The sequence below is a fragment of the Bacillus sp. DX4.1 genome (genome assembly GCF_030348195.1).
Taxonomy (GTDB): Bacteria; Bacillota; Bacilli; order Bacillales; family Bacillaceae_G; genus Bacillus_A.
Window position 1 is genome coordinate 3084784 of record NZ_JAUCFT010000008.1, and the last position, 13995, is coordinate 3098778.

At 35.9% G+C, this 13995-nt stretch carries 10 protein-coding genes; 2 read left to right on the forward strand and 8 right to left on the reverse strand.

Going from position 1 to position 13995, the window contains the following annotated elements:
• Positions 1 to 5 precede the first annotated feature (5 nt).
• The 4 genes from QUF99_RS18630 to QUF99_RS18645 all read right to left on the reverse strand — a co-directional run bounded on the left by QUF99_RS18630 (position 6) and on the right by QUF99_RS18645 (position 6082).
• Entirely contained in the window at positions 6 to 1571 is a 1566-nt protein-coding gene (locus QUF99_RS18630) for an ATP-dependent acyl-CoA ligase (RefSeq protein ID WP_289374698.1), read from the reverse strand.
• A 775-nt stretch (positions 1572 to 2346) separates the two neighbouring features.
• Positions 2347 to 4080 carry a sigma 54-interacting transcriptional regulator gene (locus QUF99_RS18635; RefSeq protein ID WP_289371861.1) on the reverse strand — a complete coding sequence of 578 codons (1734 nt, stop codon included), beginning with the start codon at positions 4078 to 4080 and terminating at the stop codon, positions 2347 to 2349.
• Positions 4081 to 4389: 309 nt separating this feature from the next.
• Positions 4390 to 5196 (reverse strand): ABC transporter permease subunit, encoded by an 807-nt coding sequence (locus tag QUF99_RS18640; protein WP_289371862.1) that lies wholly within the window; start codon positions 5194 to 5196, stop codon positions 4390 to 4392.
• Positions 5189 to 6082, reverse strand: a complete 894-nt coding sequence (locus QUF99_RS18645; RefSeq protein ID WP_289371864.1) for an ABC transporter ATP-binding protein — start codon at positions 6080 to 6082, stop codon at positions 5189 to 5191. The genes QUF99_RS18640 and QUF99_RS18645 overlap by 8 nt, the downstream gene beginning before the upstream one ends.
• A 136-nt stretch (positions 6083 to 6218) precedes the next feature.
• On the opposite strand from QUF99_RS18645, the gene QUF99_RS18650 reads away from it, so the two are divergent.
• The gene (locus QUF99_RS18650; RefSeq protein ID WP_289371866.1) at positions 6219 to 6857 is read left to right on the forward strand and encodes a TetR/AcrR family transcriptional regulator; all 639 of its coding nucleotides are present in this window, start codon (positions 6219 to 6221) and stop codon (positions 6855 to 6857) included.
• A gap of 23 nt (positions 6858 to 6880) precedes the next feature.
• Here the strand turns inward: QUF99_RS18650 and QUF99_RS18655 are convergent, their stop codons facing one another.
• Complete coding sequence (locus QUF99_RS18655) at positions 6881 to 7909, reverse strand: oxidoreductase (protein WP_289371868.1); 1029 nt, start codon at positions 7907 to 7909, stop codon at positions 6881 to 6883.
• A gap of 261 nt (positions 7910 to 8170) precedes the next feature.
• Between QUF99_RS18655 and QUF99_RS18660 the strand changes: the two genes are divergently transcribed.
• Complete coding sequence (locus QUF99_RS18660) at positions 8171 to 8617, forward strand: DUF3888 domain-containing protein (protein ID WP_289371869.1); 447 nt, start codon at positions 8171 to 8173, stop codon at positions 8615 to 8617.
• A gap of 145 nt (positions 8618 to 8762) precedes the next feature.
• On the opposite strand, the gene parC is transcribed toward QUF99_RS18660, so the two are convergent.
• From parC to QUF99_RS18675, 3 genes are all read right to left on the reverse strand, one after another.
• Positions 8763 to 11186: a DNA topoisomerase IV subunit A gene (gene parC, locus QUF99_RS18665; RefSeq protein WP_289371870.1), complete on the reverse strand. Its 2424-nt coding sequence runs from the start codon at positions 11184 to 11186 to the stop codon at positions 8763 to 8765.
• A 1-nt stretch (position 11187) separates the two neighbouring features.
• Complete coding sequence (gene parE / locus QUF99_RS18670; protein ID WP_289371871.1) at positions 11188 to 13152, reverse strand: DNA topoisomerase IV subunit B; 1965 nt, start codon at positions 13150 to 13152, stop codon at positions 11188 to 11190.
• Positions 13153 to 13531: 379 nt separating this feature from the next.
• Positions 13532 to 13945, reverse strand: a complete 414-nt coding sequence (locus tag QUF99_RS18675) for a CoA-binding protein (protein WP_289371872.1) — start codon at positions 13943 to 13945, stop codon at positions 13532 to 13534.
• Positions 13946 to 13995: the final 50 nt, after the last annotated feature.

Here is a 13995-nt window from a genome sequence, read left to right on the forward strand (position 1 = left end):
TCAATTTATTTTTTTAGAATATAATCTACTTCTTCACGATCCCATGCTTGTCCAATTCCTTCTTCTTTTAACTTAAACTTTTGAATACGTTCTGTTGCGGTCTTCGGAAAACACTCCATATATTGGATGTAACGTGGTATCATAAAATATGCCATTCGTTCTTCACACCACTTTATAATTTCTTCATAAGGTATTGACTCTCCATCCTTACAGACAATATATACTTTTACATCTTCTTCTCCTACTTCTGAAGGTACACCTACTGCCGCTGATTCTAACACTTTTGGATGAGCATCTATAATCGTTTCAATTTCCCATGAAGAAATATTTTCTCCTCTTCGTCTAATGCATTGTTTTAAACGATCGCAAAAATAAAAATAACCGGCTTCATCTTCATAGCCACGATCACCTGTATGGAACCATCCATCTTTCATCGCCTCTGCCGTCTTTTCTGGCATTTTATAATAGCCTTCCATTAAAACATTTTTCCTTAATGGGTGAATCATTAATTCACCAATCTCCCCTTTTGGTAAACTCTCTCCTTTTTCATTAACAACTTTTATATCTACATAGGGAAAAGGCTTTCCGATTGAGGAAATACGATTTGCAGCTAATGGGTTCGATACACAAAAACCTGTCGTTTCTGTTAATCCGTATCCTTCAATAATTTGAACACCAAAACGCTCTTCAAACTCTCTCCAAAATTCCTTCGGTGTCGCAGCACACGCTGTTACTCTTGCTGGGTTATTACGATCACTTTCCTTCTCTGGATGTTTACAAAGTATAGGAATCATTGAACCTAATGAATTAAAAATAGTCGCTCCATGAAAGCGAATTTCATCCCAAAATCGCGAAGCACTAAAACGGTTACTCATTGCTGCTGTAGCATTCACATGAAGAGCACCTAATACGGTATGAGCTTGTGCGTTAATATGAAATAACGGTAATGTTGTAAATAATATATCTTCTGATTTGGCATGCACCATCTTTTCAGCAAACGCTTGAGCAGCATTGATATATGCAGCATGACTTAACATAACGCCTTTTGGTAAACCCGTTGTTCCAGATGTATAGAGAATACTATTAATGGTTTTAGAAGAAAAAGAAGAATTTGGTACGTACTGATGATTATGTAGTAGCAATTGCTCTAAACGTATAGTTGAAATTTCTATTCCCTTTTCTTGGTGGATGTCATTCTTTTTTTGTCCTTTTACAATCATTTGAATCGTTTTCGATACAGAAGGAAGACATTCCAATATTTGTTTCATATACTGTTCCTCTAACACGATTGCCTTACAATCTGAATGAGATAATATGTATCGTAATCCTTCCCCTTTTATATGTACATTTAACGGAACAATTGTCGCTTCTAAAGTTGATAATGCAAACCAAATGTCCAAGTATTCAGGAGAATTATTAAGCATGACGCAAACTTTATCTTCTTTCCGAATACCTAATTCATAAAACCCTGCTGCTGTTTTCATAACCCGATTATAAAGTCCTTCGTACGTGATTTTTTCTTGCTCAAATTGTAAATACACTTTGTTGGGTGTTCCTTCAATGCAATTCATTAAAAATTGTGCTAAGTTTTCATTGTTCAATAGAATAGCCCCCTTTATCTAAAAACGTGTACTTTATTTAAAAATTTTGAATAATCAGTATTTATTGTAAGCAAAAAATGTGCCAACCCTTATTTATCAATCTAAACCCTTACATAACAAGATTTTCTATAAAGAAATCCCTATTTATTTTTCGCAAAAATGAGACATAAAGTTGCATAACCTTTCTTATTCATAGATTCGCAAGTTTGCTACACATGTCTCATATTTGCAACAAACAGGGAAACTCGTTCTCTACATTCAGTAAAAAATAAAAAAGCTACTGGATTCAGTAGCTTTTTATAATCTAGCGTAATTAGATGTTCGAGTTCATTTTCACATTTTTTTCATATTTCTCTATCCAAACGAGTTTCTTCATTATCTCAATTTTCCTTTTGTTCTGCTTTTGATTCTACTTCCATACTTAATCCGGGATGTGTCCGAAGCTTACTACTAATATCTCTTAAGTTCTTAGTTTGTCCTCCTGTTTTATATCCCTTAATAAAACTTTACACTTATTAGACGATTAAAAGGAGGATAAGGTTCATTTTTTTTCTAATTTTTTGGAAAATCACTCATATTTACATTCACATTTTTTATCAAAAATCAGTTGTATATTTCTAAAAAAACAAATGAACCATCTTACATATTTCTTCTATCAAATCTCTTATATTCAATTGTTTAATTGAATATCTAATAAAAAAACAGCCTTTCTTTTCCAGAGAAAGACTGTTTTTTTGATCAAAATTTACGTATTTGCTAAATACGAATTACTCAATAAGTTGTACTTTTCTAGCTTTCTATATAAACTAGCTCGGTGTATTCCTAACATTTTAGCTGCTTCTTGTTTATTCCCTAATACTTTTTGTAACGCTTTAATAATCGCTCGCTTTTCCGCTGCTTCTACTTCTTCCTGCAGTGAGAGAACCACAGGGTCTTTTTTTTCTTCTTCCCTTTCCACTCTTACATAAACAGGTAAATGCTGCGTTTGTATCGTGTTTTCTTCCAAAACATTGATAGACCGCTCCAATATATTTTCTAATTCTCTAATATTCCCTGGCCAATTATATTCCATAAATATAGACATCACCTTTTCATCAACTGAAGGTATGCCACCTCCAAATTCCAGATTGAGTTTTTGAATTAAAAAATTTTTAAGCGGCATGATATCTTCTTTTCTTTCTCTCAATGGTGGAATCTCTAACATAAACACATTTAGTCTATAATATAAATCTTCTCGAAACTTCCCTTGCCGTACCATTTCTCTTAAGTCTTGATTCGTTGCTGCAATAAATCGAACGTCAAGCTTCGTTACTTTTGCTCCACCAACTCTTTCAAATTCTTTCTCCTGTAAAACACGTAGTAATTTTGCTTGCATATCAAATGGCATTTCTCCAATTTCATCTAAAAACAATGTTCCATGTTGCGCTAACTCAAACTTCCCTTGTCTTCCTCCTTTTTTCGCTCCAGTAAATGATCCTTCTTCATATCCAAATAGTTCTGCTTCAAATAGCTCTCTAGGGATTGCAGCACAATTTAATCGAATCAGTGGTCCTTCAGCACGAGGACTAGCAAGATGGATTGCATGTGCAAATAATTCTTTCCCTGTTCCCGTTTCTCCTTTTATTAAAATCGTTGAATTACTTTGCGCTGCTTTCTTAGCATTCTTCTTCACTTCTTGTATTTTCTTACTATTTCCTATAATGCTTTGAAAAGAATATTTGGCACCTTGAATACGTTTTAGTTCTTTTTGATAATAGGCAAGCTTTGACTCAATCGCCTGAATTTGCGTCACCAACACTTTTAACTCCCGAACATCACGAAACATAATTTTCCCAACTGCCCCTATCGTCCTTCCTTCTTTCATAATTGGAATTCGCGTTGCGATCACATTTCTATCTCCTACTCGTTGTATATGTCCAACTTCCGCTTCACCAGTCTGCGTTACAATATGCATTCGTGTATTCTCAACCACCTCAGTACAATGCTTTCCAATTGCGGAATCAAGATTATCGATTCCTAATAAATTTGCGTAAGAACGACTCAAGAAATTGATGTTTCCTTTTTCATCAACACCTAAAATACATTCTGATAATAAATTTAATGCATCCTCATACTTTTCAAGCGTTTCTTTTAAATGTTCTATCGAGTTCTCTTCATTTGTTACATTTTGAAACATTAGTAACAATCCGATTATTTCTTTGTTCTCATATATTGGTGTTTTCATTATCGCAAACTTTTTCTCTTGTACATTGCACTCGAAACTTTCTTGAGATTTCTCCTGCCAAAACACTTGTAAAGTCGGCATTATTGTTAAAATTGAACACCCCGTGATAGTAGCTCGTTGCATATTCAATAACTTACATGCAGCCTCATTACAGTAAAGAACGATTCCTGCTTTATTCATAATCAATATTTCATTATGAATAGCTTCAAGAACCGCATGACTAAACTGTATTTCTCCTTTTTGATTCCTCTTCATTTCTAGATAGCCCCTCTCCAACGTGACGAATCTTTATATATTCTTTAACTACTTTTATACGATTCTATTTTGAAATCCCCTCTATTTTTCAGACACACCAAAAGAAGTCCACTTTACTAGCAGACTTCTTTTGGTGTGTTATTACTATTCTTTTATAGAAGATGTTCAAAAAGTCCGGTAAAGATAGCTGCCCTATTTCTTCGTTACGTCGCCAGTCCGGTACTCATGTGGTTCCATACACTCCGTATCCTCCTGGCTTCCGCGCCTCGAACTGCTCGGCTCTCTTTATCCTCCTTTTTGAACACGTACTTATAATGGTAAATCTCTCTTTTTAAACAACACAATCGCTGTAGTGAAGATGCAAAGTGCCCCGCATACTAATCCGATGCTTACTGGCCATATATTATATGTTCCTGCGACAATTTCTTCTGGACGAAACAATGTAAATAATGATATATTTCTCATCCATTCTAGCTTATCACTTAATTTCCCCACCATATCTAATAAATAAAATAGAATCGTAACACTAGCAGAAATGCTGAGTGCTTTTCTTTCATCATTACATACACACGAAAACAAGAAAGAATAGGCACTAACAACAAGGAACACGAGACCACCGACTAGATTCATTTTGAAAAATAATTCTTGGTTTAAATTGTTGTCTTTCAAAAACCAATCTGCTCCCAGTACGCCCGCCCCATACGTAGCAAGAACAATAATTACTAAACCAATAACGAGAACACTCCCTTGTGTAATCGCAATTCTTACTCTCGATACAGGTGTTGCTAATAAGTAAGCCATAGCACCTTTATCAACATGACGAGCTATTAAGCGCGTCGCAACTGTCACACTAAAAATTGTCAATATGATAATAAATAACATTCCGTAATATTTACCGGCTAAAAAATCATTTACATTTTGAATTGGATTTTCCATACCCGCAATCTTTTTTAAGCTGTCTGGCATAGCAGCCATCATTTCATTTAATCCTTTTGCGGATACGAGTGATGGAAATACCCATATTAATAGCCATAAATAAAGAGCTGAGCCAATTGAATAACTCCATATATTTTTTTGATTTTCTTTGAAGCTAGCGAAAAACAGCTGTTTATTCATGCTTAGCACCTTCTTTCGCGTCATAATAATGCATAAATAAATGTTCTAAATCCATCGCTCTCGTTTGCAGAGCCGTAACATGGTATTGTGCGAGTGTTTGTAATACGGTTTGATAATTACCTTGGACAATAATCGAAGCTGTATTTCCTTTCACATTTTCAAATTGTAGATTTGTCTTTTGTAAAGCGATGATTTCCTCTTGTGAGGATAATGTTACATCCATGACTTGTCTTCTCATCCCTTGTAAATCATGAACATTTTCAACTGTTACGAGACGTCCATCTTTAATGATGGCTACGCGATCACACGTCCGCTCAATTTCTGTAAAAATATGAGATGACATGAAAATCGTTTTTCCTTTTTGTTTTTCTTCGAGTATTAGATCTATGAAAAGCTGCTGCATAAGTGGATCTAAGCCAGATGTTGGTTCATCTAAAATCAACACTTCGGGATCATGCATAAATGCGGCAACAATTCCTACCTTCTGTTTCATCCCTTTCGACATTTTCCGAATTGGTGTTTTCACATCAAATTGGAGTCGTTCAATCAGCTCATCTCGGCGACTCGTCTGCTTCAATCCACGCATTCCTTGCATAAGTTTTAACAATTCTAATCCGTTCATTCCGTCTATAAAAGAAATTTCACCTGGTAAATAACCGACTTCTCTTTGAATTTTCGCTGCTTCATTCCAGCAATCCAATCCAAAGATTGTCGCATGACCAGCAGTAGGTTGTATAAATCCCATTAAGTTACGAATCGTTGTTGATTTCCCAGCCCCGTTCGGTCCTAAGTAACCGAATACTTCCCCTTCTTTCACTTGAAATGAAATATCAAATAAACCTTTCCCATTTGAAAATTGTTTCGTTACATTTTGAACTAAAATCATTATCCCACCTCATTTTTTGAAATATTATATGTTCTATATTTCAAAAATATTGTACTCCTCTTTTTTAACAGAAGCAATACTTTTTGAAATATATATACGCCTAAATTTCAAATTTATTGTCTTCATTCTTTTTTTCTTGTATATTTTAAGTGAGGTGATCGAAGTGAACGGTTTTGAAAAAGTAAAAGAAAAGAAAAAGCGTGCCATTAAAGATGCTGCATTATTATTATTTTCGGAACGTGGATTTAATGAAGTAAAAATAGAGGATATTGCCAAGGAAGCAAAAGTATCGCAAGTTACCATTTATAATCATTTCGGTAGTAAAGATGCTCTTTTTAGGGAGCTTATTCAAGAATTTACGAAAACTGAATTTCAATTTTACCAAGAGATAGCAGCTGAAAACATGCCATTCCAAGACATGATGAATAAAATGATACTACGAAAGATGGAAAGTGGGAGTTTATTTCATCCTGAAATGCTATTACAAGCAACTCAAAAAGATTCCGAGCTTCGTGAATTTCTATATCGTTATCAAAGCGAAATAGTCATCCCTTGGTTTTTTGGAATATTAGAAAATGCACAGCGTAAAAATGAAATTAACCCAAACCTTTCAAAGGAAATGATGCTATTATACATTCAAATGTTTAGTAAGTTAGGTGAAGAACACGGTGTCCAGCTCTTAGAAGGGAATCGAGAAGAACATATAAAAGATATTGTCACGATGTTTTTTTATGGGCTTTCTAATCCAGAACATATAAATCACAAAAATAAATAAAAAGACACGAAATCGTGTCTTTTTTATAATGAAATTACTTTACCTTTTTCACTACTTTCAATAGCAGCTTGAATAATACGGATAACTTGTAAGCCTTCTTCAGCTGTTACTGGAGGTTGTACTCCATTTAATATACTATCTTTCATTTCTTTGTAATACATTTCATAGCATCCCACTTCTGTAGGAATATGTATTACTTCTTCTTCAGTCTCTAACATAGCATAATTGTTCTCACTATCTTCTCCGTAGCCTGTATCACCGGGTTTTTTACCAGCTTTTAATTGCTCTTCCTGTGAATCCATACCGTATTTTACAATCGAACCTTTATCCCCATGAACATTGAAATGAGGACCTGCATGTTTTACATAACTACTACTATGCAAAATGACACGTTTCACATCATAATGAAGTACAACGTGGAAATAATCATCCGTTTCTGCTCCAGGCCGTTGTTTCACTACATCCGCACTGACAGCATCTGGCTTGCCGAATAAATGAAGTGCTTGGTCAATTAAGTGTGATCCTAAATCATATAAAATACCAGACCCCGGTAAGTTCTTTTCTCGCCAACGATCACGGACATGAGGACGAAAGCGATCAAAATGTGCTTCATATGTATACACATTTCCAATTTGTTTTTCTCCAATTAATTTCTTTATTGTTAAGAAATCATTATCAAAACGGCGATTATGATACACACTAACAATTACATCATGTTCTTTTGCCAGTGTAATGAGTTCTTCTCCTTCTCTAGTTGAAACAACAAATGGTTTTTCCACAACAACATGTTTGCCATGTAAGATAGCCTCTTTTACATACGAAAAATGCGTTGTATTTGGTGAAGTAATCACAACAAGATCAATATCATCTCGTTTTACTAATTCTTCAATCGTGCCAACAACTTGCACAGTTGGTAATGCCTGTTTCACTATTTCTTCTTTCGAAGATACGATTGCACGAATATCATAGTCACCTATCGTTTGTAATAATGGGATGTGAAATGTTGTACTAGAAAATCCATATCCAACAATCCCTACGCCTATTTTTTTCATATATTCCTCCATCTTTGAGAACGATTTCATAATTATTATAGCAAGTTTTATTTCATTGGTATAACTTTTTGCCCATAAAGTGAAACTTTAATCAGTGGGGTTTTCTTCATCCCCCACTGATTATTAGTCCTCACCAATCGGGCCTTTATGGGCAGTTTATCCCCCGCCTATCTTCTTTGGTTTCCTTAGAATCTTGAGGTGGGGGTATTACTGCCCATTAATACGGGATAAACGAATTTAGAAAGCAAAGGACGTAATTGTATGAATCACATATTCATTTCATTTTTTATAACGCTGGGAGCATTGTTAATCCATCCGCCCTCTTGTGTCGCGGCAGAACAGAAAACATTAGAAGTAGATTCTAGAGAACTTCAACTGCAAGATTTATTAATGGTCTATTTAAATCAAACAATTAATCACGATATACAACATTACTACTCTAAATACATGGTTAAAAACGTATCCGTATATCCATATCAAGTTCATTTCGTAAAAATCGAGCGATTAAACGGATTTAGAGGGTTTGACTTCAAAGTTGTAATGGATGTATCACCTGTTGTTGGTCCACATATATCAGTTGGTGAGGATAGATTGACATATGAAATATCCTTTTTAACTCCTGAAAAAGCAAAACTATTAAAATTCGAGCATTTAAAAACGTATCCACTTCCAAATCAGTGGAGAAAAGCTATTAAAAATCCGCTTTAAATATTTCACTCCTTCTATGTTAATTGGATTACATTTTCGAAATCACACTCTATTTCATTTTCATCTATAAAAAAGAGAAAAGCATGCCCCTATGGATCATGCCTTTCTCTAATAAGACGGAATATATTTAATATGAATTAACGATTCATTCTATTCGTTTCTTCGTCCACGACTCAACCACTTCACCAGCATCGCTTACATCTAACACTAAACTACCGTTACTGTAGCGATCTTTATTACGAAACGCCTTCGGATCGATTTCTTCAACAACGTGTTTCTCTGTTCGCATATAAACAAGTTCATCATCGCGAACAATTTCAACACCGACAATGCGGTATGGATTACGTTTTAACTCTTTAAAGATAACAAGACCGCGTTTGGCCCTCGTTGATTTTTCGACTTCCGAAGCTTTAATTCGTTTCACAGCACCTCGCTGCGTCACAAGAAGAAGCTGATCTTTTTCACCGTTTAGTGGGCGACCACTGGCAACATAGTCATCCTCTTTTAAGTTAATTCCTTTTACTCCAGCAGCCCTAACACCAACTGGACTCACTTCTTCTTCATTGAAAATAAGAGCATATGCTCCGTGCGTTGCAAGCAGAATATCTTGCGTTCCATCCGTTACAAATATATCAACAACTTCATCATCTTTTTTCAGGTTCACAGCAACAAATGCCCTTGAATAACGCTGTACTTTATATTGATTTAATTCAGTTTTCTTAATCATACCATTGCGCGTTACAAACACAATAAATCGATTTTCTTCTTCAAAATTTGGAACAACCGTTGCCCAAATTAGCGTTTCATCTCGGTCAAGTGAGACAATATTGGCAACATGCTGACCTAAATCTTTCCAACGAATATCTGGCATTTCGTATACCGGGAGATAAATATAGTTTCCTTTACTCGTAAATAAAAGAATTGTCGCTGTTGTATTTGTATCGAAGCGTTCGAGTAAGATGTCGCCCTCTTTCATACCGAAGTCTTTTCCGTTCGATGCATTATGCGAGCGCCACCCTGTTCGCTTTACATATCCCTCTTTCGTTACAGTAACAATGACATCTTCATGTGGAATCATCACTTCCACATCGATTTTAATTTCTTCAATTTCTTCTTCAATTACAGCACGACGATTATCACTATACGTTTTCTTTACTCTCTTTAAGTCCGATTTAATAACTTGAAGAAGTCTTTTCTCACTTTGTAAAATCGCTTGTAATTCTGTAATTTTCGTTTGTAGCTCTTCAGCCTCTTTTTCTAACGCTGTAATATCTGTATTTGTTAAACGGTACAATTGCAGTGATACAATTGCTTCCGATTGTGCTTCTGTAAAGGAGAATCTTGCACTTAAATTATTTTTCGCATCACGTTTATCTTTAGAAGCACGAATTGTTTCAATGACTTTATCTAAGATTGATAAAGCTTTCATCAAACCTTCCACAATATGCTGACGATTTTCCGCTTTTCGCAATTCATATTGCGAACGACGTGTTACAACTTCTTTTTGATGCCCAATATAAGCATCTAAAATCTTTGGTAACGTCATTAATACAGGACGGCGATTATGAATTGCTACCATATTGAAGTTATATGGTATTTGTAAATCTGTGTTTTTATATAAGTAATTTAAAATACCTTCTGCATTTGCATCTTTTTTCAATTCGACAACAATACGGAGACCTGTACGATCCGTTTCATCACGAACTTCAGCAATTCCATCTAGCTTTTTATCTAAACGTAGCTCATCCATTTTCTTTACAAGGTTTGCTTTGTTTACTTCGTAAGGAATTTCTGTAATTACGATTTGCTGCTTCCCACCACGAATCGTCTCAACTTCCGCTTTTCCGCGGATGATGATTTTTCCTTTTCCTGTTTCATACGCCTTTTTAATCCCATCAAGACCTTGGATAATCCCCCCTGTCGGGAAATCTGGTCCTTTAATAAGGGTTAACAAATCGTCTACAGTACTGTTTGGTTTATCAATTCGCAGTATTGTTGCATCGATAACTTCTCCAAGGTGATGTGGTGGAATTTCAGTTGCATAACCAGCTGAAATTCCCGTAGATCCGTTCACTAACAAGTTAGGGAACATCGCTGGTAATACGACTGGCTCTTCACTTGTATCATCAAAGTTTGAAACAAATTCTACTGTTTCTTTATCAAGATCACGCAACAATTCAGAAGCAATAGGAGATAAACGCGCTTCCGTATAACGCATTGCCGCTGCTGGATCGCCATCGACACTACCATTATTCCCGTGCATTTCAACTAATACGTTACGTACTTTCCAATCTTGACTTAAACGTACCATCGCTTCATATACAGAAGAATCACCGTGCGGATGATAGTTACCAATTACGTTACCAACTGTTTTGGCTGATTTACGAAACGGTTTATCATTTATGTTTCCTTCTACATACATAGAATATAAAATACGACGTTGTACCGGTTTTAAACCATCGCGTGCATCTGGAAGCGCACGGTCTTGAATAATATATTTACTGTAACGTGCAAAGCGGTCACCAAGCACGTCTTCAAGTGGGAGGTCATGAAACTTCTCTGCTTGCATGTTATTCCACCTCCGTTGTTGAAATCATTTCATTTTCTAAAATATTACCTTCTTCTTGCATACCAAACTGAACATTACGCTCAATCCATTTACGACGAGGCTCTACTTTATCCCCCATCAATGTAGCAACCCGGCGATCTGCTCGTGAAGCATCATCAATTTTAACGCGAATTAACGTGCGCGTCTCTGGGTTCATCGTTGTTTCCCATAATTGGTCCGCATTCATTTCACCAAGACCTTTATAACGCTGCAGTATATAACCTTTTCCGACCTTTTTCGTGACACCATCTAGCTCTTCATCAGACCAAGCGTATTCAATGACTTCGCTTTTTCCCTTTCCTTTACTTACTTTATATAAAGGAGGAAGTGCAATAAATACTTTACCTGCCTCAATTAGCGGCTTCATATAACGATAGAAGAACGTTAGCAACAGTACTTGAATATGCGCACCATCTGTATCAGCATCGGTCATAATCACGACTTTATCATAGTTAATATCCTCTACAGAAAAGTCCGTTCCAACACCGCCACCAATTGCATAAATAATCGTATTGATTTCTTCGTTTTTAAAGATATCCGCCAGCTTTGCCTTTTCCGTGTTAATTACTTTACCACGCAGAGGCAATACTGCTTGAAAACGACGATCTCGTCCTTGTTTTGCAGAACCACCAGCAGAGTCACCTTCGACTAAATACAATTCGTTCTTTTGTGGATTACGAGATTGTGCAGGAGTTAACTTCCCGCTCAATGTTCCTTCCGAACGTTTTTTCTTTTTACCAGTTCGTGCTTCTTCTCTTGCTTTACGTGCCGCCTCTCGTGCTTGTGCAGCTTTTATTGCCTTTTTCACAAGAAGTGTTGCTACATCAGGATTCTCTTCTAAAAAGTAAGCTAAGTGCTCCGAAACAACAGCATCGACAGCTGAACGACCTTCACTTGTACCGAGTTTCCCCTTTGTTTGCCCTTCGAATTGTAGTACATCCTCTGGAACACGAACAGAAACAATTGCAGCTAACCCTTCACGGATGTCTGTACCTTCTAAATTTTTATCTTTTTCTTTTAGCATGGAAACTTTACGAGCATATTCATTAAAAACACGCGTCATAGCTGTTTTGAATCCAGCTTCATGTGTCCCACCATCTTTCGTACGTACATTGTTAACGAATGAAAGAATATTTTCTGAATACGCATCGTTAAATTGAAATGCAAGCTCTGCTTCAATTCCATTTTGTTCACCAGCAAAGTACACGACTGGATGAATAGAGTCTTTTTCTTCATTTAAGTAAGAAACAAACGCTTCAATTCCTGTTTCATAATGAAAAACATCTTCTAAATCATTACGTTCATCTGTTAAAACAATTTTCATCCCTTTTAACAGAAATGCCGATTCACGCAATCTCTCACATAGCGTTTCATAATTGTAATTTATTGTACTGAAAATAGATGGATCTGGTTTAAAATGAATTGTTGTTCCGACTTGTTTCGTTTTCCCAATTTTCTCTAATGTTGTTACAGGAATACCACCATTTTCAAAACGTTGTTCATATATATTTCCATCACGTTTGATAGTTACAATTAGCCATTCTGATAAAGCATTTACAACAGAGGCACCAACACCATGCAAGCCACCACTTGTTTTATAACCGCCTTGTCCAAACTTACCACCTGCATGGAGTATTGTTAAGATTACTTCAGGAGTTGGTTTCCCAAGCTTATGCATTCCCGTAGGCATCCCACGCCCTTTATCAATGACACTAATACTATTATCTTTATGTATTACGACAGAAATTTCGTCGCCAAATCCCGCTAATGCTTCATCAACGGAGTTATCTACTATTTCGTATACTAAATGATGCAATCCACGGCTGTCCGTGCTCCCGATATACATACCCGGGCGTTTCCGAACGGCTTCAAGACCTTCAAGCACTTGAATTGCATCTTCATTATATTGAAACTGATGCTTCGCCAAACTCCTTGCCCCTTTCAAAATCAAAATAAGAACATATGTTTCTATTATAGAATAACGCCTTACCCTTACTTTTGGCAAGTCGTGTTATGTCTTTTATATACCATTTTCATAAGAAAAATCCTTGTTTTTTCACAAGGATTCCTTTAGGCTACTATTTCAGAAAAATAATCGTTTGTCAACGAAAAATGGATATGTATTCCAAAACTACATATACCACCCTTTTATAATTATCCAAATGACAATCACCCAAAATGGAATGACGAGTAGTAATCCCAAAAAACAACCTTTAAAAAACTTCATGATGAACACCTCGTTCATCTGCCCATGTACCATGTAACCTAGGGATGAATCGACCTTTCATTTACAAAATCTATTTGCCTTATTTCGTCATCACATGTTCAACTTTAATACAACGATCCATAATAATAGTATAGCCCTTTTCCTTTAAAAAGCGATATGTTTCTTCATCCTGTACTCCTAATTGTGCCCAAAAAACATCCGCATCAATCTCTACAAATTCTTTTGCAACATCCATTAAAAATTCAGAACGACGGAACACATTTACGATGTCCACATGTTCCCCAATGCCTGTTAATGACGGGACTGCTTTTTCACCCAGTACTTCATCTATTGTTGGGTTAACTGGAATAATGCGATATCCTGCATCTTGCATGGCCTTTGAAACCATATATGAGGTACGTTCTGGATTGTTAGATAATCCAACAACCGCAATTGTTTTGCTATTTTTCAATACATCTCCAATTTCCGTACGAGTTGGGTTTTCAATTGTCATATAAAATCCCTCCTATCCTTTTAGTATAGCCGATAAAGAAAGTCTCTTTC

Coding starts and splice junctions, on each gene's coding strand:
- QUF99_RS18630 (WP_289374698.1), bottom strand. CDS start 1,571: ATGAATTGCATTGAAGGAACACCCAACAAAGTGTATTTACAATTTGAG.
- QUF99_RS18645 (WP_289371864.1), bottom strand. CDS start 6,082: ATGATTTTAGTTCAAAATGTAACGAAACAATTTTCAAATGGGAAAGGT.
- QUF99_RS18640 (WP_289371862.1), bottom strand. CDS start 5,196: ATGAATAAACAGCTGTTTTTCGCTAGCTTCAAAGAAAATCAAAAAAAT.
- QUF99_RS18655 (WP_289371868.1), bottom strand. CDS start 7,909: ATGAAAAAAATAGGCGTAGGGATTGTTGGATATGGATTTTCTAGTACA.
- QUF99_RS18675 (WP_289371872.1), bottom strand. CDS start 13,945: ATGACAATTGAAAACCCAACTCGTACGGAAATTGGAGATGTATTGAAA.
- QUF99_RS18635 (WP_289371861.1), bottom strand. CDS start 4,080: ATGAAGAGGAATCAAAAAGGAGAAATACAGTTTAGTCATGCGGTTCTT.
- parC (WP_289371870.1), bottom strand. CDS start 11,186: ATGCAAGCAGAGAAGTTTCATGACCTCCCACTTGAAGACGTGCTTGGT.
- QUF99_RS18660 (WP_289371869.1), top strand. CDS start 8,171: ATGAATCACATATTCATTTCATTTTTTATAACGCTGGGAGCATTGTTA.